Annotated in this window: 16 protein-coding genes; 2 read left to right on the top strand and 14 right to left on the bottom strand. The window is 40.6% G+C overall.

Annotated features, from left to right (window positions below):
* Positions 1 to 214 precede the first annotated feature (214 nt).
* From IGI42_RS20870 to IGI42_RS20850, 5 genes are all read right to left on the bottom strand, one after another.
* Positions 215 to 2,782 (bottom strand): FtsX-like permease family protein, encoded by a 2,568-nt coding sequence (locus IGI42_RS20870; protein WP_438717973.1) that lies wholly within the window; start codon positions 2,780 to 2,782, stop codon positions 215 to 217.
* Positions 2,779 to 3,465, bottom strand: coding sequence for an ABC transporter ATP-binding protein (locus tag IGI42_RS20865; protein ID WP_438717972.1), 687 nt, complete (start codon positions 3,463 to 3,465; stop codon positions 2,779 to 2,781). The genes IGI42_RS20870 and IGI42_RS20865 overlap by 4 nt, the downstream gene beginning before the upstream one ends.
* Before the next feature lie 84 nt (positions 3,466 to 3,549).
* A complete protein-coding gene (locus tag IGI42_RS20860) occupies positions 3,550 to 4,539 on the bottom strand; it encodes a sensor histidine kinase (RefSeq protein ID WP_438717971.1) in 990 nt (329 codons plus the stop codon).
* Positions 4,529 to 5,215, bottom strand: a complete 687-nt coding sequence (locus tag IGI42_RS20855; RefSeq protein ID WP_438717970.1) for a response regulator transcription factor — start codon at positions 5,213 to 5,215, stop codon at positions 4,529 to 4,531. The genes IGI42_RS20860 and IGI42_RS20855 overlap by 11 nt, the downstream gene beginning before the upstream one ends.
* Positions 5,216 to 6,013: 798 nt before the next feature.
* A complete protein-coding gene (locus tag IGI42_RS20850) occupies positions 6,014 to 8,017 on the bottom strand; it encodes an FAD-dependent oxidoreductase (protein WP_438717969.1) in 2,004 nt (667 codons plus the stop codon).
* A 178-nt stretch (positions 8,018 to 8,195) separates the two neighbouring features.
* On the opposite strand from IGI42_RS20850, the gene IGI42_RS20845 reads away from it, so the two are divergent.
* Entirely contained in the window at positions 8,196 to 9,173 is a 978-nt protein-coding gene (locus IGI42_RS20845) for a helix-turn-helix transcriptional regulator (protein ID WP_438717968.1), read from the top strand.
* A gap of 305 nt (positions 9,174 to 9,478) precedes the next feature.
* Here IGI42_RS20845 and IGI42_RS20840 read toward each other — a convergent pair whose 3' ends face one another.
* The 3 genes from IGI42_RS20840 to IGI42_RS20830 all read right to left on the bottom strand — a co-directional run bounded on the left by IGI42_RS20840 (position 9,479) and on the right by IGI42_RS20830 (position 13,374).
* Positions 9,479 to 10,723: a dicarboxylate/amino acid:cation symporter gene (locus IGI42_RS20840; RefSeq protein ID WP_438717967.1), complete on the bottom strand. Its 1,245-nt coding sequence runs from the start codon at positions 10,721 to 10,723 to the stop codon at positions 9,479 to 9,481.
* Positions 10,724 to 10,749: 26 nt separating this feature from the next.
* Positions 10,750 to 11,994, bottom strand: a complete 1,245-nt coding sequence (locus IGI42_RS20835) for an MFS transporter (protein ID WP_438717966.1) — start codon at positions 11,992 to 11,994, stop codon at positions 10,750 to 10,752.
* A 168-nt stretch (positions 11,995 to 12,162) separates the two neighbouring features.
* Entirely contained in the window at positions 12,163 to 13,374 is a 1,212-nt protein-coding gene (locus tag IGI42_RS20830) for a pyridoxal-phosphate-dependent aminotransferase family protein (protein WP_438717965.1), read from the bottom strand.
* A gap of 138 nt (positions 13,375 to 13,512) precedes the next feature.
* On the opposite strand from IGI42_RS20830, the gene IGI42_RS20825 reads away from it, so the two are divergent.
* Positions 13,513 to 15,132 carry a PucR family transcriptional regulator gene (locus IGI42_RS20825; protein WP_438717964.1) on the top strand — a complete coding sequence of 540 codons (1,620 nt, stop codon included), beginning with the start codon at positions 13,513 to 13,515 and terminating at the stop codon, positions 15,130 to 15,132.
* 238 nt (positions 15,133 to 15,370) lie between these two features.
* Here IGI42_RS20825 and arcC read toward each other — a convergent pair whose 3' ends face one another.
* Genes arcC through allE form a run of 6 tightly spaced genes read right to left on the bottom strand, consistent with a single transcriptional unit; the run spans position 15,371 to position 22,084 of the window.
* Complete coding sequence (gene arcC / locus IGI42_RS20820; protein WP_438717963.1) at positions 15,371 to 16,309, bottom strand: carbamate kinase; 939 nt, start codon at positions 16,307 to 16,309, stop codon at positions 15,371 to 15,373.
* Positions 16,302 to 17,168 (bottom strand): DUF2877 domain-containing protein, encoded by an 867-nt coding sequence (locus tag IGI42_RS20815; protein ID WP_438717962.1) that lies wholly within the window; start codon positions 17,166 to 17,168, stop codon positions 16,302 to 16,304. The genes arcC and IGI42_RS20815 overlap by 8 nt, the downstream gene beginning before the upstream one ends.
* The gene (locus IGI42_RS20810) at positions 17,161 to 18,423 is read right to left on the bottom strand and encodes a DUF1116 domain-containing protein (RefSeq protein WP_438717961.1); all 1,263 of its coding nucleotides are present in this window, start codon (positions 18,421 to 18,423) and stop codon (positions 17,161 to 17,163) included. The genes IGI42_RS20815 and IGI42_RS20810 overlap by 8 nt, the downstream gene beginning before the upstream one ends.
* 12 nt (positions 18,424 to 18,435) lie before the next feature.
* Positions 18,436 to 20,193, bottom strand: a complete 1,758-nt coding sequence (gene fdrA, locus IGI42_RS20805) for an acyl-CoA synthetase FdrA (protein WP_438717960.1) — start codon at positions 20,191 to 20,193, stop codon at positions 18,436 to 18,438.
* Positions 20,194 to 20,212: 19 nt separating this feature from the next.
* A complete protein-coding gene (gene allD / locus IGI42_RS20800; protein WP_438717959.1) occupies positions 20,213 to 21,277 on the bottom strand; it encodes an ureidoglycolate dehydrogenase in 1,065 nt (354 codons plus the stop codon).
* 21 nt (positions 21,278 to 21,298) lie between these two features.
* On the bottom strand, positions 21,299 to 22,084 hold the full coding sequence (gene allE / locus IGI42_RS20795; protein WP_438717958.1) for a (S)-ureidoglycine aminohydrolase: 786 nt from the start codon (positions 22,082 to 22,084) through the stop codon (positions 21,299 to 21,301).
* Between the last annotated feature and the right edge of the window lies 1 nt (position 22,085).

The raw sequence follows: 22,085 nt of genomic DNA, 5'->3' as shown, positions 1-22,085 counted from the left end.
ACTCTCATGGTAAGCGTTCCAGTAAGGGCAAAGTCAAGGAAAAAAGAGGTTGTGACTGAAGTGTTCAGCTCCGAGAAATAAGCCGCATAATCGCAAAAATATGAGAAGCTATTTTCGGATTATGCGGCTTATATCGTAAAAGAGCTACTTCAGTCACACCGATTATTCGGTTTTCAGTGGCTGTGACATAAAATGTCACAGCCACCTCTGCACATTATGTTAACTCATCTCTCAACGCATCGATAATATTTTCTTTTTTCAGCTTACTCACTGCATACAGCATAGTAATGATTACAATCAGAAAAACACTTAAGACACTCATTACCAGACTGCTCCAAGGGAATTGAAAGGCAATCTCGCCGCCGCCCATGACGATTCCTTGATAGATCAGCCAAGAAGAAACTGCTGCTGTTGGCACTCCCACTAATAAGGACTGCACGCCATAAAAGAAACATTCAAAAATCATCATCTTGTTAAAGTCCTGATCACTCATCCCCACCGAGCGCAACATTGCTAGTTCTCTTCTACGTAATTTGATGTTGGTAGAAATTGTATTAAAGACGTTAGCCACCGCAATTAAAGAAATCATTGCAGCAAACACATAAGTAAATACATCCACTACGAAAAGTATGTTGCGATTTTGATCAAACATTTCCTGCGTGTTATACAGATTATACATAGCATCCGTTCCGCTGCACTGAACAATTTCTTTCATTTCCTTGACTGACTGACTCGCATTATCCGACAGAAAGGTCAGACCCAAGTTCTGCTCAATTCCTGGAGTGAAGAACTGTTCCTTCATTTTATAAGGCGCCACGATCATAAAGACAAAAGGCGTATCTTCACCTGGCTGACTTGGCAGAGTATCTAAAGGAATCGTGTCAACAAAGGTAACCGCAACATCCTGGGTTTCAACTGCCTCAGGCGTATTTTCTACCTTGGGCGTTATTGAAAAATTCTGCTCACCAGCATCAAACATATTGATTAGTTGATTTGCTTTCTCTGTTTTATTATCTGACGGTACTTTGGCCACGGCCGTCATTTTGCTGGGGTTGTCTAGGTATTCTTCTACCGGCAATTCTAGTTCCGTGAGAAACTTTCGATAGTCACTATCTTCAATAAATTGAATATCTAGTGGCAAAGTTTCCTGTTCCGCTAGTTGATTATAGCCTGCCTGAACCCGATAAGCTTCAGAAAATGAGCTCACGGGTACAACCGTTGAAAAGGTTAAAATTGCTTGATAGGAACTGTACGTAACCCCATCCACCTGCTGGAATGACTCATATAGCTGGAATAACTCATTTTCTGGCATATCAGGCGTAGTAAACAGAATATCAAAATCAGTATCCACTACCGAACTTTCCGCTGCTTGTTTTAAATGACTACCAAAGGCTTGAGCGGACACAAACAGTATGACACTTAAAGCCAAGGACAGAACAATACTGCGGTAACGTTTTTTATTGCGCTTGAAATTTTTTAAAGCTAACGTGCCCTCCAAGCCGTAAATTCGTTGCATAAGTTTCGAAGTTCTAACTTTTTTAGCCTCCACCTTTACCTCATTTGTTTGACGAATGCTCTCCATCACCGGTGTATTGGCTGCTTTTCTAGCTGGAATATAAGCCGAAAGTAAAATAGTCACAAGACTCACTAGAACCGCAAGAATTAAAATTGGAACCGAGATGCTCAGGGTCAAGGGAACACTATTATAAAGTATGTTGCTAAAATTTTTTGCGACTACTGCTATCACCAGTCGAATACTCCCCAATCCAACCAAAACACCCAGCGGTATACCGACTGCTCCGATACAAAGTCCCTCAAACAGCACCGAATTACGCAGTTGCTGCGGAGTCGCACCAACAGAAGAAAGTATACCGAATTGTTGAATACGTTCATTCAAGGAAATCACAAAGGAATTATAAATGAGAAAAATCGACCCGATCATCACTAAAATTACTAAGATCCCACCAATAGCATACAGCAACGCATTAAACAGTTTGTCATTGGAAGCGCCCATAAAGCGCAACACAGCTTCATTCAGTACATATCCTTGTTTTCCAGTATTTTCCTCTCCATAGTTTTGTGCTTGACGAGGGTTTTTAAGGGTGACATAGACACTATGAGTTGTTGGTTGATTTGTGGTGGTAGTGATTAAGGTATACCCTGGTGCCGAAAATTCCTCGAAGCTAGGCCGTTGACAAATCCCTACTATGGTATAACTTTTTTCGATTGTTGGTACCAATGTTTCCTTTGAATCTTCCAAAAGGTAGGGAACGTGCTGTCCAAGAATTTTGTTGTCTTTTACCCGGTCTCCGATGGCCAAAGTCAGGCTGTCGCCCACCTCATAATTAATTCCACCGTTAGCTGCTAGATGTGCGGGAATTAAAATCTCCTCACTCGTTTGCGGTAGTCGACCAACAGTCACATCAATTGGCAACTCTTTAAAGGCTTCTTGATCAAAGCCGGTAACAAACAAATAAGGCTTGTCAGGATTTTTCCCACCTGAGAGAGAGGCATAACCAAGGTTTTGGATTTCAGTGGTGTTGGAGACTTCTTCATCCTGGGATCGTTGAGCAGCAAATTCTTCATCCACATCTAAAAATCCCACCTGCCAACTGCCGTATTTTTCCATTGCGCCTTGGACCATATAATTTTGCAAAGAAACGGCAAAAGTCGCAATAGCGGTAATCATCGCCGCCGACAAGACTACCCCAATAATGGTAACTAACGTACGGGTACGATTTTGTCTCATATTTTGCCAGGTGACTTTCTGGAAGATGTTCATGGCTGCATCATCCTCTCATCACGAACCACCTTGCCATCGGAAATACCGATGATTCGATCCGCCTGCAAAGCGATGTTTTCATCATGAGTAACCACAATCAAGGTCTGACCATATTTGCGATTGCTCAGTTTCAATAAGTTAATAATTTCATGTCCATTGCGACTGTCTAGACTTCCCGTCGGCTCATCTGCTAACATCACCGCTGGCGCATTCATCAACGCTCGCCCCACCGAAACCCGCTGCTGTTGTCCTCCTGAGAGCTGATTAGGTAAGTGATTTTCCCGCTCTTCCAACCCTAATAAGGCTAATAACTCACGTAATCTTTCCTGATTTACGTCACGTTTGTCCATCAATATCGGCAGTGTGATATTTTCTACGACATTTAGGGTAGGAATTAAATTATGAAACTGGTAAATCAACCCCACCTGCCGCCGCCGAAAAATCGCCAACTTTTCATTATTCTGCGCATAAACATCCTGACCGTCCAAGTACACTTTGCCACTGCTAGGTACGTCTACTCCACCAATAACATGCAACAGTGTTGATTTCCCAGAACCAGATGATCCGATAATTGCGGTAAACTCGCCTTTTTCAATTGTCAGCGAAACATCGTCCAAAGCGACTACTTGGTTCTCTCCTTTGCCGTAAACCTTGCTGAGGTTTTCAATTCTTAATAGCTCCATTGAGTGAGGCTCCTTTCTTATTTGACTCACCTTTATCATAGAACCTTAAGCTTGCAGCAAGGTGACTTTCAGGTGAGAGATTCGTCACTTTGGAAATCGAAGAGTAAAAAGGGCACCCCCCTGTGAAGCATTTTTAGCAGTGATCGATCCGCCTTGTCGGGTAATGATCATTTTGCTCAAAGCTAAACCAACACCAAAGCCTGTAGCACTGGCATTTTTACCACGATAAAAACGCTCAAATAAACGAGGGAGATCCTCCGGCGCAAAACCTGGACCATTATCTTGAATCATCAGTTCTGTAAACAGCGGATTATCTGTGCAACGAATAATTACCTCACCTTGTTCACCAGCATTTTCCATGCAGTTTTTAAAGATATTTTGTAGCGCTTCGGCCAGCCAATTCTTATCCCCATTAATCAAGATCTCCGCTGGCAGATCCAATTGTGCTGAAAAATTCCGCAATTCCATTGGGATCGCAAGTGGTCGCAAGGCCATCTGAAGCAGTCGATCAACCGCCAGCGGTTCATTTTGAAAGGTTACCACCCCAGCATCTAAACGGGAAATTTTTAACAATGCTGTCAGCAGCCAATCCATACGTACCAATTGCTCTTCAGTTTCCCGTACAAAATATTTACGCTCCTGTTCATCTGCTGAGTTTTCCAGTAAGGATAAGGTAAGATTTGCCGCAGTTAAAGGGGTACGAAGCTGGTGGGCAACATCTGCCAAGGAATCAGCTAAATATTCTTTTTCTCTTTTTAATGCATCATTTTGTTCACGAATTCGCTGGGTCATTTTGACAATTTCACATTGTAAAATGGACAGTTCGCCCTCATCCAACTCTTCAATAAATAAGCGCGCTTCATTATGCAAAACGAGATCGATTTGACTAGAAATCTGGCGGATGCTTTGGTAACGTTTTTGTGTAAATAGAAAAAAAACCGCACCAAAAACAGCGGCGGTAAATAAAACTAAAAAACCTGTTGCAATGCTCAGCAAAAAGCCTACCAAACTTAACACCCCTGCGATTACTAAAAACAAGATAGCAAACTGGCGAAACTCTCGATTACGAAACATCCTCTGTCCCCCCTAATCGATAGCCCGTTCCCCGCACGGTCAAAATAATTGTTGGTCGACTAGGATCATCCTCAATTTTTTCACGCAGTCGTTTAATATAAACTGTTAACGTGTTGTCATTAACAAATTCTCCTGCAGCATCCCATAATTCATCCAGTAGTCGGCCTCTAGGAATGATACTTTTGGGATTATTGATAAACACCAGTAGCAAACGATACTCCAACGCCGAAAGAAAGACCTCATCCCCTTCTTTTTTCACTACTCCGCTTGCTGTATCCACCTGTACTCCTTGAATCTCAAATAGGGCTTGTCCACCGCAATTTTTCCGCAGTGCATTCTTAATTCGGGCAACCAGCTCTCGCGGGCGAAAGGGTTTCGTTACATAATCGTCGGCCCCCATATTCAATCCTGTAACTACACTCGCTTCATCATCTGAAGCTGTTAAAAAAATTACGGGAATGGTTTGTTTTTCCTTCACCTCTGTACAGACGGTAAAGCCATTGCCATCTGGTAAAGAAATATCAATTAATGCTAAATCAAAACCGTTTTCTGTGATCAATTCCACAGCTTCTCTTCGTGTTGGGGCATGAGTCACCCTATAGCCCTCTCCACGAAGCAACAAGTTTAAGTTTTTAGCAATCGCTGGATCATCTTCAACTAGCAAGATTCGTGTCATCGCCCCTCACTCCTATCTTAAATGATATCAAAATACATTCATTTAAGTATACCATGAGAAAAGTTCCCCTATCAAAACAGTAAAAATCCTTAAATACCCATTCGTTGGTTAGAACAGCTTAATCAGTTTTAAAATTTATATCTTCTCTAAAAAAGAGAGCACCGAAATGCTATTTTGACAAAATACTTTCATCACTAAGCATTCGATACTCTCGTTATTAGTAATCGATTGATCTATTTCTAAATCAACTCGATAAAACCAAGATGTTTTTCCAACTGCACAATCACATTCAGCAGATATTCCAAACAATTGTTTCTAGAGAGCAAAATTCAGCTAAAGGTTAGATTTTTTACTCGCTACATTCCTGTATTTCTTACTCCTTCTGCTACCTGCTTTGCCGAACGTCCCAGGTTTATCAAATTCAGTACTATTTCCAACATCTCTGCCATCTTCACAAGCAGTCGTTATTCTCGCATTCTTAATTGCTCGGGCTTTATTGATCTCCAAGATCATCGTTTGTTTTCTCTATCAAAGTTTCTCTAAAGTACTATATACAACCTATTGATAATCACACCGTTTTTAAGCAAATCAGATGGAAAAAATCGAAGAAGAACTGCAGTAATAAGCCCTTAATTTTCTATTAAGCGAATTTCAATATACTAAAGAAGATGATTTGTAAAAAGTATCTGCATTATTTAAAGAAAAAAGCGGATTTATCTTTTTAGTATAGGACAAATTCTAACACACCAAAAAAACCGCCTATAAACAAGTAACATGTTTACAGGCGGTCGATCTTTTTTAAATATTTCTAGCAACTTCAAAGCCATCCCAAATCGCCGCACGGATGTTTCGAACATTTACACCATCACCTAGATGGTAGATGTATGGTGAATCATAACGAAGCTCTTCGAACAAATCAGATTTCGATTTGTATCCAACCGCTAAAATAATCGTGTCTGCCGCAACTTCCCGTTTTCCATCATTGGCATTAACAATCAAGCCTTTTTCAGTGACTTCTTCTGCTTTGGCATTCGCAATGATTTCTACGTTATGGAAAGCAAGTAAATCTCTTAACATCCACTCGTTCATCGGTGCCAACGCACTGCCTGATTTCAAAATATCAGGTAAAGCTTCAACAATTGTAACTTGTTTTCTTTGTAGTGCTAGATGCAAAGCCAATTCACAACCAACTAAGCCACCACCGATAATCACACATTTTTCTTTGACTGATGCTTCATTTTTTAGTATTTCATCTGCTAAATGGACGCGATTTTTCTCCTCACCTGGCAGCTGCAATTTGATTGGATGCGATCCTTCTGCTACAAATACTGCATCTGGCTTCAATTCATTTATTTTTTCCCGTGTAGCTGGTTCATTTAAACGTACTTCAACAGAAAGTTTTTCCATTTGATGTTTGTACCACTCAACTAAATCCAAATCGTCATGTTTGAAAGACGGGATTCCGCCAATATTTAAGGAACCACCCACACTCTCCTTCGCTTCAAATAACGTGACTTTATGCCCACGCAGCGCACTCACCCGAGCCGCTTCAAGACCAGCCGGACCGCCACCAACAATGACAATTGTTTTACTTTTTTGTGCGGGAACTATCCTAGTAAACGGTTCCCGACCACATTGTGGATTCACTGCACACGACCCGCGACCACCTTCTAGTAATCGACCAAAGCAACCATCATGACAACCAAGACAAGGGCGGATATCTGCTAAATCATCTAGCATCACCTTATTTACATAATCAGGATCTGTCAGCAGCTGACGACCAATCCCCACGGCGTCAATCTTTCCGCTTTGTAAAGCTTCCACTGCCATCTCAGGATTTTCCATTCGCCCCGCAACAATAACTGGAACTTTAGTTACTTTTTTCAATTCCTGTGCTAAAGGCAGATACATTCCTTTTTCAAAATACATTGGCGGATGTGCCCAGTACCAAGCATCGTAAGTTCCTGCATCTGCGTCAAAGGCATCATAACCCGCTTCTTGCAAAATCTTTGCCGCTTCTAATGATTCTTCGACATCCCGTCCTAGTTCTGTAAATTCTTCCCCTGGTACCGCTCCTTGGCGAAGTGCTTTGATGTAACTCTTAATACTGAATCGTAAAATAACAGGGAAATCTTGCCCACAACGAGCTTTGATGGCTTGAACGATTTCAATCGGGAAAGTCAAACGACCTCTTAAGTCGCCGCCATATTTATCTGTTCGTTGATTAAACAATGTCATTGTAAAGCAATCTAGCAAGTACCCTTCGTGCATTGCATGGATTTCAACCCCGTCAAACCCAACCTTTTGCGCAATATGAGCGGATTCGGCAAATTTCTTCACGATTGTTTCCACTTCTTCAGTGGTTAAAGCCCGACACTCTTCATCAATCCAACGATTAATCGTTTTTGATGGAGCAATATAGTCCGTATTTTTCAAAGCAGTTGGCAATGCACTGCGGCCCAGACCAGCTGTCAGTTGCATGAAAATTTTCGTGCCGTAAGGATGAACCTTGTCGGTGATCTCCTTACCCATCTTTTCATACACACTTTCGTTAGTAGTAGGACTTGGGAAAAAGGCATCATTATGCTTCTCAATATCACTTTCCACCCAGTTTGCACCGGTAATGATCAATCCGACTCCGCCTCGAGCTCTTTCTTCAAAGTATTCAACAGCATCTGGAGTATAGCTGTTGGTTTCGTCTGTTTGTGCCAATGTTCCCATGGGAGCCATACAAAATTTGTTTTTAATCTCAACTTTACCGATTTTAAACGGTTCAAAAAGCGGTTTGTATTTTGGCTTCATATTTTCACTCCTCCTAATAGAGACTTCATTGAATTACCAGCTGTCATTTGATAAACTGTTCACAAGAGAAAGCAAGCTTGTTTTCTTAGTTTCAGTTTAATTGATAGCGGTTACTTAGGATTGAATTATTGTGCAGATTTCCTGTTGTTTTTACGAAAATCTTCTAAGGAGGAAGCGCATGAAGAAAAACATTTCATTAGAGTTTACTGATCCACAAGAATATATTCAAAACCTCGATCAGGTAAATTTTGCTTATTCCCTCGTCTCTTCTGAAAAAAAAGCGATGCATTTTTCCAGAATTCATGTAATTGATGACCTAGTTTTTACGTTTAGTGATCATGAACCTTCCCAGGGGCATTTTTTCAACGAAGAAACAGACAAAAGATATGTTGGACTTCGTTTTCTAAGTTCAGGCACCGAACAGCATCATTTTAGTTCTAAAAAATTGCTCCTGACACAGCATGAATGTCTTTTTTTCGACTTAAGCAGTGGTAAAGGACTTTATGAACGATTGACTAGAACACAAGGAATCAATATTTTACTGCCTTATCATCTTATTGCGATGCGAATCCCTGATACCCGCCACTTTTGTTTAAAATTAAATTGCCAAAACGGGCTAGGAAAAATGGTGAAAGAATACAGTTTTCTCATCGAAAGTCAGTTAATCCATTTATCCATAAAAGATCGCAACAAAGTGATTGAAAATTATCTGGATCTGTTATGCTTTTGGTTGATCCAACCTGAAAATGTTAAAGTAAACTATTCAAAAGAAATACTGTTTGCCCAAGTACAAGACTATATTCATCACCATCTTCATGATTCCCACTTGAATCTAACCAAGGTGGCTGAATATTTTGGGCTCTCCCAACGAACCATTCAACACCTCTTTAGTGATGAACAAATGAGTTTCAGCAAATACGTGATGAATCAACGACTAACTGGTGCCGCTAAGGATTTACTGAACAGCGGATGGACAGTCACTGACATTGCCTATAAGTGGGGATTTTGTGATACCTCCTACTTTTGTCGCAATTTCAAAAAGAAGTTTGGATTAACTCCTTCACATTACTACCATCAGTATCAAACCTATCAATGTGAAGCAAGCAAAGATAAAGTCCTTTGTCCGGTGAAGGAAATTATACCCGATGAGAGGTAAATACTCCCTAGAAAAATAGTTGCTGACAAAAACTAGATTGTCAGGGATTTTTAAAGATGTAGTCTGAAAATATTTGGTGAAATATGTCTCAAATTTTTTCGAATGACTCTTTTTCTTACTTGCGACATAAATTATTCGATGAAAAATAACAGGAAGCGGTGAAGGAATTTGATCCCCTCACCGCTTCCTGCTTCCCTTTGAAACACTAAACATACAGTTCATAAATTGCTGAAGATATTGGAGAAATCAAGGCAACATACTTACTTAGACTAAATTGCTTTATTTTAACAAGATCTTCTCACCAATCATTTCGTATAAACCTTTTTACCATTGAAAATATCTCGATCTAACTCATTTTCATCCTTTGCGATGATTAGGGCAACCAAGACATCAATATCTACATTCAACAATGTACGAAAAACACCTGAAAACCAATCAATTCCAGCTAATAAAGCAATACTCGCCGTTGGTAAACCTAGCATCGGCATAACTGTTGCCAGTGCAACAAGACCACCGCCAGGAACCACCACTGTCCCTAAACAAGCTAACGTAGAAAGTAGTACGGCTTGAGTTAGTTGCCCGATGGTTAATTCAATTTGGAAAAATTGAGCAAAGGTTACAATCGACAAGGACAGATACATTGCCAGACCATTACTATTTAGACTCATTCCTAAAGGCATCACCAATTTATTGATGCGATCACCGATACCTAATTTTTCACGACCATCTTCAAGCTTCACTGGTAAAGAAACCGCCGAAGAAGTCGTTGTCACTGCGATCATCGTAATCCGCCAAATGTTTTTTACCAATCGTGTAAAGTTCACTTTGCAGTAAAGCGCCGCAACACCTAACCAGACAATTAAATATAATACTGCCGCAGTACCTAGTGTTAACAAAAATTTCATTAAGGTCCCTAAGACACCAACACCGATCTCCCCTACAACAGAAGCGATTAAAGCAAATATACCAATTGGTGCCAGCTGCATAATCAAAGTGACCATCTTCAAGATCACGTTATTGAAATTCGAGACCCAGTCTAATAGTTGATTTCCCTTGCCATCTTGTTTAGTCAGGCTAAGGGCTAGTCCGAAGAACAAAGCGAAAATAATCACTTGAATCATGTTTGCTTCTGCCATTGCTGCAATAATATTTTGTGGGATAAAATCCAAAATGATCTCTTGCAAACTGCCATCATTAACAGCCAGATTCTCAACCGTTCCGACTGTCCCTTCCAAACCAACTCCCGGTTTAACGACCAAACCGAACACAACACCAATCACTGCCGCAATAACTGTTGATCCCATAAACCATACAAACATTCTAAACCCAATTTTTCGCAGTTCCTGAATTTCTAAGCCACCAACGGCTTCAATCACTGATCCCATAATTAAAACAACAACCGACATTTGAATTAATCGTAGGAAAATATCCCCAATTACTTTGACTCCTACGATATTCTGTTGAAAAATAGCACCGACGATAATCCCTACTACCATAGCAATCATGATTTGATTCGTTAAACTAATTTTTCGAAGTGAGCGCATAGACATCCCTCATTTTCTTGTTCACTGAGAAGCTATTGTTTTTTTGCTTTTTTAAGGTTGGAAATCAAGAAGAGAATAGACCCGACAACTAAAAGAACGACGGCAATATAAAAACCCATTACCTTTGAACCAGTTGTATCAGAAATTGAGCCGGTCAACGTTGGTGCAATAACGGAAGACATCATCCCGAAGAAGTTAAACACGCCCAAGGTTGTCCCGATTCCTACTGTCGGTGCATTTTCACCTAACCAAGAGATAATAATAGGCTCTACTGCTAACTTTCCTAAAAAGCCGTACATGATCAAGCCGATCATCAAAAATGTTGACGTTGAAGCTTGAACGGTTATCACTAGCATCGCTGCAGCTAAAAGCTCTAAAGTTACAATGAAGCGAACCTTCTTATCCATAAATTTATCTGCTAAACGACTAAAGAATAGTGCCCCTGGAATCGATGCGAACGCCACCAATGAAGAAGAAAAGCCGATAGCTGCTCCTTCGAATCCTCTTTCAGTACCTAAGAAGTTAGGTAACCACGTAACCGTCATATAGTATGCGTAGCAAGTTGCAAAATATAAAACATACGTAAACAACATCGCTGGTGAGAACAACGTCTTCATGGAAACTGCTTCTTTGGGTTTTTCGTTTTCTTCTTCTTTTGGTTGATTGAAAGCAACATCCTCTTTATTACCGCGAATGACAATGCCAAAAGCAACCACCATACATAAGCTCAATACAACTGAGATGTACATCATTATTTGCCAAGGTAGCCCTAATTGTACAACTAAGTAGCTAGATAAAATCATTCCGATACCTGATCCTATTGCTGAACCACTATTTACAATGGCAGTCGAAAAACTTTTTTTCTCGGCTGGAATATTTTGTGACGTTAAAGAATACGCTGAACCATAAAAGGATCCACAACCGATACCTGCCAAGAAGCTGCCTAGATAGATCATTGAAATTCCTGAGGCTTGAGAAATAATAAATGCTGCTAAAGCGAAAAAGATGAATCCTGGAATAAGAACTTTTTTCTTCCCAATTTTATCTACCAAGAAACCTGCTGGAATTTGCATAATCACATAACCTAAGAAATAAAAACTCGAAATCGAACCTAAGGCTGTATCAGAAACGTTGCCTCCTAGTGATGCATTGATCTGTGGATATACCGGTGATAAAGCGGAACGATAAATCCAAATCGATACCCAACCAGAACAAAGCAAAACGATTATTTTTTTCCAATACTCCATACCAAATCTACGTTCTGTATTCGTTACCATTCTTCTTTCCTCCATATGTTTCGTCATTTATACTACATTGTCGAACAGTGAAACGCGCTTCACTGTTCGACTTTATTGTAAGATTTATTTACCACATATACATTTCACAGTTCGAACAAATATGAAATTCTATTTGTGCAACTTAAACAAAAACACCCTTAGTATTAGTTACACCTGATAAACCTTCAAAGCTGCGTTGACAGCTTCACCGGGTTTGATAGAACCGCCGAAATAAATAATCGCCGCTTCCAAAGCACCTAACACTTGCAAAACGTTTTCTCTGCGACTGCTGTAGCCCATATTTCCAATTCGCCATACTTTTCCTTTAAGATCGCCAAAAGAAGAAGCGATCTCTACATGGAAAACATCCAGCAGCATCGAACGAATTGCTTCACCATCGCCCACGCCTTCAGGAATTAATATTGGTGTGACTGTCGGCATTTTCGTTTCCATGTCTCCAAAAAAGCCCAACCCCATTGCCTTGATTCCAGCAACAAGAGCATCATCGTTTAATTGATGGCGTGCCCATACCTCTTCAATTCCTTCATTGATGACCGCCCGCAGACCTTCATGTAATGCATAAATCATACTGGTAGCTTCTGTGTGATGATTGATCCGCTCAGAATTCCAGTAACGCTGCAACTGGCTTAAATCTAAGTAGTTGCTACTAATGTGACGATCGTTGCGTTCGTCTTTACTCAAGCCTAATTCTTTTTGGTAACGACTGTTTAACACAGCTTCTACTCGATCATTGTAGGTAACTAAAGACATTCCTGAAGGTACACTAATGCATTTTTGTGTCCCGCCAATGGCAACATCTACACACCAGTCGTCTACAAAAATCGGCACACCGCCGTAGGTTGCCACCATGTCAACAACAAAGAAAATATCCCGTTGACGACACGCTGCACCAATTTTGTCCAATGGCTGCATTTGTCCATTGGCAGTTTCACCGTGTACCATCGTCACAATCTTAGGATTAAACTCATCGATTGCTTGAATAATCTCATCTTGAGCAAACGGACCGTTCCAATCTTTTTCCAGATATTTGATATCTGCTTTTGCTCGCTCACAGATTTCACCTAATAAATAAGCAAAACGACCATATGCAGGAATCAGTACTTTATCGCCAGGTTCAATCAAACCAATCAATGCCGCTTCTAAACCAGATCGTGAGGTCCCGTCAATTGCAAAGGCTTGTTCATTTTTTGTACCGAAAGGAACCTTGATCATTTCTTTTACGTTGTCCATGATCGTCAAGAACGCAGGATCAAATTGACCTAAGATTGTAGAAGTCATTGCTTTTAATGCATTAGGATGCGCCTCTACTGGTCCGGGTGTCATAATGGTACGGCTTGGAATTACTAATTCTGAAAACATATAAATCTCCTCTTTCTTTTTTCAGCATCGCTGTTTTTTTGTTCACTTTGCACAAATGTTTTATTATTGTGTCAATTATAGCTAATCAGATTGAGTTATCCTCTTTCTTTGGTTATACTTCTTTTAAGGAGGATGTTTATGAAAACACTCAATGATTTATTACAAATCCCTCGTTTTTCTGATTTAAAGCTTTTAACGCATCCTAAGCATGCAGACTTGCCGCTGGAAAGCATTGAAATCAGTGAAACACCGGATATTTCTTTTTACATCCCTGAACATATCTTTTTACTGACGACGGCCATGATCTATCAAGAAGATCAAACCAAAATGTTTGCCTTAATTGATTCCTTGAAGGAAAAAAAAGCAGCAGGTCTAGGCATCAAAATCGGACGTTTCCTTGATGAAATTGATCCGAGAGTAATTGAATATGCGGATAGTGTCCAATTTCCCATTGTCTTGATTCCAACATCGATCCCGTTAGGACGTCTGCTGCATCAATTACTAAACTTTTTATGGGACAAGCAAACGGAACAGCTAAGTTATGCCTTAGACATTCAACGACGCTTTTCTAATTTACTGGTAAACGATGTCAGCATTGCGCGCTTTATCGCAGATTTTGGTCGTCTGATTAATACGCCGGTTATTTTAGTTGATCCTTACAAACAGGTTTGTGCCGCATCGAAGCACTTTTCAAAAGCGTCGAAACCGGCAGAATTTTACACTGACCAGTTGAACTTTGGTCAGCAAAAAAATGAATCACTCTTGATTAATGATTTGGATCAGAAAAAATTTCTCGTGTCCTATTTTTCGGTTGAGTCAAATCACTATTTCCCTCACTCGTTAGTTGTGTTGAATCCTGAAAAAATACCTTATCCTGTCTCGAATTTTGCATTGGAGCAAGCGAGTCTAGTTTTATCCTTCATGCTGTATAAAAACCAGAAAATCCAAGAATCCTACGATCTTTTGAAAACGGATTTTTTAACCCGCATGATCGAGATTCAGCAGGCACCCAATCAACACCCCCGCGACTGGTTAGATTTAGGCACCACTTACGGTTTAGTTAAAGCTAGACACTACCGTGTAGTCTATGCTTCCTGTAAGCAAAAAAGTACAAGCAATCCTAAAATAAAATACCAGGAAGAAATCAGTGAATTAGGCTTTAACTGGTTAAGCAGTAAGCTAAAACATCACATCAAGGATGTCAGTTTATTCAAAGTTAAGGATACAAAGCATTACGTAATCCTAATCCAACACAAGCAAGACAATCTGGAAAATCTCTTACAAAATGTCGCTGATGATTTGTCGCAGCGACTGTCGATCGACCTGCAATTTGGTGTTGGAAATATCTATGATACAATCGACGATGTTGCAAAATCTTACGTAGAAGCAAAAACTGCTTTTGAAGAGCTGAATGCACTTTCTAATGCTCCTTCGATTTATCAATACCAGCAAAAGGGCATGCGCAGCTTGTTTGAAAAAATTGGATCATCTGATATCACTTATTTTTGTGAAATCACATTAAAGGAACTTGCTTATCCAAAAGAAGCTTCACTGATCGAGTTGAGAAAGACCTTAAAGTATTATCTAGATTTCAATTGTGAGATCGCTCGCACAGCAAAAATCTTGTTCGTTCACCGCAATACGATTAAATATCGGATCGACCAATGCAGCAATCTGATTGGGAAAAACATCCATGATTCTGCTGTTAGCCTCGATTTGCGTCTGGCACTCGAATTATCCGAAGAAGACAATTTATGACAGAAGTGTTCAGCTCCGAGAAATAAGCCGAATAATTCGAAAATAGCTGCTCATATTTTTGCGATTATTCGGCTTACTTCCAAAAGGGCTACTTCAGTTACACCGATTATGCAGTTTTCAGTGGCTGTGGCGTTTTAGGTCACCGCCACTTTTAGTTGAGCGGCAAGAATTACTTCCTTTAGAAAACATTCTTCACCTTCGCCAGAAAATGACCCAAGGTACAAGAATTGGTGGATAGCTAACCAACAATTCTTGTACCTGCTTTGCCTAATAATGCACGATCTGCTTCTTCTAAAGCACAAATAATTGATGTTTTTCCTTGACGTGCGAAATGAATCGCTGCTTCAATTTTCGGTCCCATGCTGCCGTCAGCAAAATGACCCTCATCAAAATATTTTTGTGCAGTTTCAGGCGTGATCGTTTCTAATTTTTCTTGATTAGGTTTGCCATAATTGATGTACACATTACTTACATCGGTCAGCATCATAAATACATCCGCATCCACCTGTTCAGATAATTTTTTCCCAGTACGATCTTTATCAATTACCGCTTCAATCCCCCCTAAATAGCCGTTTTCTTTTCTCGAAACAGGAATACCGCCACCACCACCGGCAATGACAATTGTGTTTTGGTTTAATAAACTCACGATAGCACTCACGCCATGAATCGATACGGGCTGAGGTGAAGGCACAGCTCTCCGATAGCCACGTCCAGCATCCTCCATCATCACCCAACCACGTTCTTTTTCCATTTTCTGGGCTTCTTCTTTTGAATAGAAAACCCCGATTGGCTTAGTAGGGTTTTTGAAGGCTTCATCGTCAGGAGAAACTTCTACTTGTGTCAACAAAGTCACAACTCCACTTGTTAAACTTGCTTCTTCAATTTTGTTCTTGATTGTCTGTTCCATTAAATAACCAATAAATCCTTGTGATTCGGCGTTGCAGACATCTAATGGAAACGGTGGAACGACATCTTTCGCTTCTTCATTTTGACGTAGAATATTACCTACCTGAGGCCCGTTCCCATGTGTGACAACGATTTGATAATCCAATTGTTCAATTTTGGCCACCATTTCGGCACTGGTCGTAATATTTTTTAATTGCGCTTCGACCGTCCCTTCTTGACCTGGTTTCAAAATGGCATTACCGCCAAGTGCAATGACAACTCGATTAGCCATGTTTCTCCTCCTTAAAATAATCAATCGTTCGAGTAAAGCCTACTAAAAAATCGGCACCCGAGGTATGTCCTGTTGTTAGGACCTGCTGAATTTTTTCACTAATTTGGCTCGAGCTGCAGCTTAGTGCATCAATTAATTGTAAAATTGATTGATTAAACCGCTGCTCGATACTGCACAGTAGATAATGTTTACTGACATCCGTCGTCAAATCATTTACGGCAATCATTTTATTACGTAAATAACTTTCCAACTTCTGATTTCGATTTCCCAGTAATAGACGAGCCGCTAAATGTCCGATGATCATATCATCACCTGAAGGTGTAAGACCGGGACCACGTCCGATTAAAAATTGTAGACCCCTACGTTGCCAAGGGAATTCTTCTGAGCATAATTGATCGATGGAATGGACAAAGTCATTTTGTTTGGTAAACACATCTGCTAAGGGTTCTTGATACCCTGTCTCTTTTTTGATCTTTTTTATCTCTGTCACATATGTATCCCAAATCGAATCTCTTAACCCAGCGGTAAGTTCATTTTGGAATGATTGATAGGTATGGGCGATTAACAATAACTGGCTTTTGGGAAACTTCACGCTTAACCCTTGTATTAATAACAGATCATCAATTTGGATTTCCTCTGCTATTTTCTCGAAATCAGCTGGATGTAGATAAATTCCATTAGGCACATAGCCCATTTGATCCGAGGCGATGACAGCTAAATGCTGTCTCGTCTCGTCTTGAATATTAAAGCTATGGGCAAATTTACTGTGTATTCGCCAACGCTGTTTAGCTAGCGAAGAATCAAAAATCGCCTGATCCAAACAAATAGCCTCGACTAGCATTGGACTCGTGCTACTCATCGAATCCCAGCTTTTTCGCATAAGCTAGCACCGCTTTTTCAAAGCAGTCAATAGGCGGTGTCACTGTGCCGGCACCTATTTGACCCAACCCTGCTTTTTTATTGGCAATACCTGTATTAATAACTGGTAAAATACCTGTTTCAACCACTTTTCTGGCATCAATTCCCAAACAAATTCCTTTAAAATCCCAAGTAGGTACAGGAAAATTCGGATTGCTGTCAATACAGATTTCAGTCATTTCATTGCTTGTGTTTAACGCATCATAAAAGCCTCCAGAACCGACAAACCGTGTCACAGCCGGAGCTGCAATCATCGCCATCCCCCCAACACCAAAGGTTTCAGTGATGGCACTGTCACCCATATCAGTTGCCGCATCTTCTTCACTAAAGCCTGAGAAGTATAAGCCTTTTGGTGTGTTTACAGGACCGGTGAACCACTCGTCCCCCATTCCAGCGATCCGAATGCCAAACTCATGCCCATTCCGACACATTGCCGTAACAATCGTACCTTCTTGAATTTGTCTGGCACCATCCATAACCGCTTTTGCTGATGCCATCATGATATTCAGGAAAAATTGATCGGTATCTGCTAAAAATTGAACAACTTCTTGTTTCTCTTTTTCAAACCCTTCTAAAGAAACAATCGCTGGTGCGACTTCCTTTAAGAAAGCTAGTGAAGCTGCAATATTACGTTGGTGGAATTCATCCCCCATTGAAATTGCTTTAGCCACTAAGACGTTCACGTTTAAACCCTCGTCCATTGTTTTTAATGCAGCACTTAAAACCGGTGCTAATGTATCTTTCATCCAATGCAGGCGACTGACAACTTCCTCAGAATATGCGCCAAAGCGCAAGACAGCACCAATTCCTTCATTCATCGTACAATAGGCACGGTTACCATCTGTTTTGTTCTCTACCACAAGAACTGCCATGTTAGCTGAAGTAATCCCACCCATAGGTCCTACCGCATTCACATGATGGCAAGGAATTAATTTGACTTCTCCAGCCTCTAATTGTGCCCGTACTTCCTCAACAGTTTCTCCCCAGCCCTCAAATAAGGCTGCGCCGATACAAGCTCCTTGAATTGGATCAACCATCTGATCGTAGCGAATTGGGGGACCTGCATGCAGCAGAACCTTCCCTTCATTTAATTCCTCAATCACTGATTTCGCAGGTACTACATCTAACAAGAAAGGAGAACCAGCGACGATTTTCGCGGCTACTGCTTTATTTGCTTCATCAATTGTTTTGTACACTTTTTTCTCCTCCTACCCTAATTCCACTTTATTCAAGAACTGCAGTGCTTTTTGCAAGGTAACATTTCCTCCTGCAATCGGCTGCCAGTCGAATTGGACCACTTTGCCATTGTGACTTGTGATTGCCTCAGAGAAACTGCGTAAACCGACATTGATAAAGGAATCATTCGTCAATAAATTCATCATTGCTTTAGATGGTGCGGGGGTTGCTTGGCTGCTGACTTTTTTCGCCAATACTTGACGTTCAGGCATTGTTAATGGATGGCCTAACAGGATCAAAGCCAATTTAACTGCTTGAGCATTGCTAGTGCATAAAATTACGCCAGCGTCTTCTAAGATAGCTGCTTGTTCGGTCATATTTTGAGGATCTTCATCCGTTCCTACGATCGTTGCAATAATTGCTAAATCTCGCCCTTCTGCTTGGGCTTTCCCTTTAATTTCTTTGATGGTTGGTGCCAATTCTTGGGCCATATTTTCATGGGAACCGTATCCTAACACGTCATCCAATAAGATAATCGCAGTTGTTTTTTTATCAGCGGCGGCCGCTAACATTTCTTGTCGTTTTGTTGGATCGATCATTGGATGTGGTTTACCTTGAGTGTAAATATCGTCACCTAAGTCCAAAATCTCATGGACACCATCTTTTAAGATATAGCCGTCTTCAGAGGTATGAGTATCACTTAGTCCTAATCCACGTTTGACTAGCATAGCAGCTTCATAAGCCAAGGTTCCACCAGAATACAAGCCAGTTATTCCGGTTTGTTCCGCTGTGAATTGGTAAGCTGGTGCCGCTAGATCCTCTTGGCTCATCGTCACTTCTTGGTCATTCATTAACTGAACAGCGATTTCAGCAGCTTCTTCTAAAGTGTACGCTCGGTAAAGATTTTCTTCATGATCAGTAGGTTCTTCCCCTAAGAAAATCGTCACTACTGGTTTAGTAGAACCTCTTAATAAGTCTAGAACTTCATCCCGCACACTTGGTGCAGGTGGCTTAGAAATCACCACGATTACCTTCGTATCTGGATCATTTTCTAAAGTTGCTACACTGTCTTTCAAGGTAATTCCACCCACTTCGGCTTTCAAATCTCGGCCACCAGTTCCAATCGCATTTGTCACACCTCCACCCAACTTGTGGATTAAGGTTGTTACTTCTTGAATACCAGTTCCTGAGGCTCCAACAACCCCAATACTTCCTTTGCGAATAGCATTCGTAAAGGCTACTGGGATGCCATTGATAATGCCTGTTCCACAATCTGGACCCATTAATAGCAAACCTTTTTCATGAGCTAGTTGCTTTAAGCGGACTTCGTCTTCTAAAGCTATGTTGTCACTAAAACAAAAAACATGTTTGTTCTCTTTTAAAGCATGTTCGATTTCTAAAGCAGCATGCGTACCAGGGATCGAAAATACGACTACATTGGCATCTTCACCAAGAGTCAATGCTTTGTCCCAAGTTTTCACTGTTTCGGTTCCTTTTTCATTGCCACCCTGACTTTTTTCTTTAAGAAATTCATCAATCGTAGCCAATACTTCTTCGATCAATTGTTCATCTTCTTCGGCAATGTCTAGAACAATTGCCATATCGTTAGATGAAGCTTGTTCCAATTCGCTAGTATGCAGGCCACCTGTTTTAAAAATGTCCTTGTTTGCCGGTGTACCCATCATTACAGATGCTTTTTTTACCCCGGCAATTGTATTTAAACGATTCGTCAACAGCATAAGTACGATCGAATCTTGATAACTATTTTTCTGAACAATTGTGTATAACAATTTCTTTCCCCGCTTTCTGCTAACTTGTTGCAAAACTTCCCTTGCCGCCATATTGATTGAAGTGAACCGTATCACTTTCTAAATAGTCCATAATCTTTCTAGTGACTGGAATGCCTTCAGCCATGTAGGAGTCGTATTTAATTTGATTGGTTTCCCCTGGATAGTATACTTGTTGGAAGCCAACCGCTGGTGCAATATTATGCAGTTCTTCCACCATTGTTTCAACACTGTGCTTAAAACTAGGCAAATCAGTAAATCTTTTGGGATCAATTAAAATGAAAAGCTGTCCTAAATTTCTTTTTTCGGTTAAGTCGCTGTACATTGAGGAAACGTTTTTACCAAATGGTAAGCCTAATAACATCCCTGATAGAACATCTACCATCATCATTAAACCAAAACCTTTGGGTCCAGCTAATGGCAACAATCCATGTACATCATGGGGATTGGTTGTTGGATGACCTTCGCCATCTACTGCCCAAGTATCTGGAATGTCTTGGTTTTTCGAACGTGCATCTAATATCTTGCCCCAAGCCTGCACAGTCGTTGCCATGTCAAAAACGACAGGTGCACCCGTTTCTCTTGGTACTGAAAAAGCGATTGGATTGGTACCAAAATAATTTTCTGAACCGCCAAAAGGAACCACCATCGGATCTGATTGACACATGGAAATCGCGATCAGATTTTCTTCGGCTGCTCGTTTAACATAATAAGAAAGTGCACCAGAGTGACTCATACGTTTGATGCCGACAATCGCAGCCCCAGATTCTTTTGCCATATCCATTGCGTATTCTAATCCTTTTAATGCAACATATTGACCAACACCGTTATCACCATGCACGATCCCTGTGCTTGATCCAGTTTTTTCAAAGGTAATTTCTGGATCAATCGTTACGCCACCTTTTGAAATACGTTCAGCGTAATAATCCACTCGGACTGCTCCGTGGGAGTGAATACCGCATGCATCTGCAAAGACTAAATGCTCTGCCACTGTGTGAGCTTGTTCTTCTTTTAAACCCGCTTTGGCTAGTTTTTCTTGAATCAGCTCATGCAATCTAGCAGGCTGAACTTTGATTGTCTCTTCCATCTCACAAACTACTTCCTTTTCTTAAATTTCAGGTTCACGGTTGCAATCTTTTGAATAAACATATTTTAGCGGCTCATTGCGGCCGACTGCATAAGCAGCCTGATGCACATATGCGCTCATAAAAATATAATCGCCTTTTTCTACTGGCAACCATTCATTGTCTAAATTGTACATACCCTTGCCTGAAAGCAAATAGGCACCGTGTTCCTGATAATGGGTTTCAATATACCCATGACTTGCTCCTGGTTCAAAGGACAAAATATGAAAATTCATATCAAAGCACAGATCTTTTGGCAAAAAGTCCCACAACAATACATCTTCCATTCCTTCATACTGGATCGGTTCCATATCGTTAACATTGCCTACAACCTTGTACGCTTCGTGCCCTTCGATAGGTTGGTAACGTTTCTTATATAGGAAGAATTCGGTATTTGCTTCTTGGGCATTTTCTAAATACATTAAGACGCCTGCTGGCAAGTACACAAATCCGCCGGTGCTTACTTCGTGTTTTTCCGTACCGTCTCCTACTGTTAATTTGCCATCGATCACATACACCAAGGTTTCGATGCCTTCACCGCCGAACCCCTGTGCATTTTTCCCACCTTTTTGAAAGGTCATGATAAAATCAACGAAATTTGCTCCAAGTTTTTTTGAACCTAAAATCGAACATTCACAGTTTTCAAAACCTGGAATCACATTATTCACTAAACCTTCATGGGGCAATACCGCATAATTATTTTTTTTAATTACGGCTCTTGATTCCAAAAGCCCGTCAATATACCCAATATTGTTATTCTTGTAACCCACA

The sequence above is a fragment of the Enterococcus sp. AZ109 genome (genome assembly GCF_051714625.1).
Classification (GTDB): Bacteria; Bacillota; Bacilli; order Lactobacillales; family Enterococcaceae; genus Enterococcus_A.
Note: the sequence above shows the minus strand (reverse complement) of the source record. Positions and strands in the feature narration are given on the sequence as shown.

Excerpts from the sequence above, each read along its gene's own strand:
- IGI42_RS20855 (WP_438717970.1), bottom strand. The coding sequence starts at position 5,215 with ATGACACGAATCTTGCTAGTTGAAGATGATCCAGCGATTGCTAAAAAC.
- IGI42_RS20815 (WP_438717962.1), bottom strand. The coding sequence starts at position 17,168 with ATGAGTAGCACGAGTCCAATGCTAGTCGAGGCTATTTGTTTGGATCAG.
- IGI42_RS20860 (WP_438717971.1), bottom strand. The coding sequence starts at position 4,539 with ATGTTTCGTAATCGAGAGTTTCGCCAGTTTGCTATCTTGTTTTTAGTA.
- IGI42_RS20865 (WP_438717972.1), bottom strand. The coding sequence starts at position 3,465 with ATGGAGCTATTAAGAATTGAAAACCTCAGCAAGGTTTACGGCAAAGGA.
- IGI42_RS20845 (WP_438717968.1), top strand. The coding sequence starts at position 8,196 with ATGAAGAAAAACATTTCATTAGAGTTTACTGATCCACAAGAATATATT.
- IGI42_RS20835 (WP_438717966.1), bottom strand. The coding sequence starts at position 11,994 with ATGGTAACGAATACAGAACGTAGATTTGGTATGGAGTATTGGAAAAAA.
- IGI42_RS20870 (WP_438717973.1), bottom strand. The coding sequence starts at position 2,782 with ATGAACATCTTCCAGAAAGTCACCTGGCAAAATATGAGACAAAATCGT.
- allD (WP_438717959.1), bottom strand. The coding sequence starts at position 21,277 with ATGGAAGAGACAATCAAAGTTCAGCCTGCTAGATTGCATGAGCTGATT.
- IGI42_RS20850 (WP_438717969.1), bottom strand. The coding sequence starts at position 8,017 with ATGAAGCCAAAATACAAACCGCTTTTTGAACCGTTTAAAATCGGTAAA.
- IGI42_RS20825 (WP_438717964.1), top strand. The coding sequence starts at position 13,513 with ATGAAAACACTCAATGATTTATTACAAATCCCTCGTTTTTCTGATTTA.
- arcC (WP_438717963.1), bottom strand. The coding sequence starts at position 16,309 with ATGGCTAATCGAGTTGTCATTGCACTTGGCGGTAATGCCATTTTGAAA.
- IGI42_RS20840 (WP_438717967.1), bottom strand. The coding sequence starts at position 10,723 with ATGTCTATGCGCTCACTTCGAAAAATTAGTTTAACGAATCAAATCATG.
- IGI42_RS20830 (WP_438717965.1), bottom strand. The coding sequence starts at position 13,374 with ATGTTTTCAGAATTAGTAATTCCAAGCCGTACCATTATGACACCCGGA.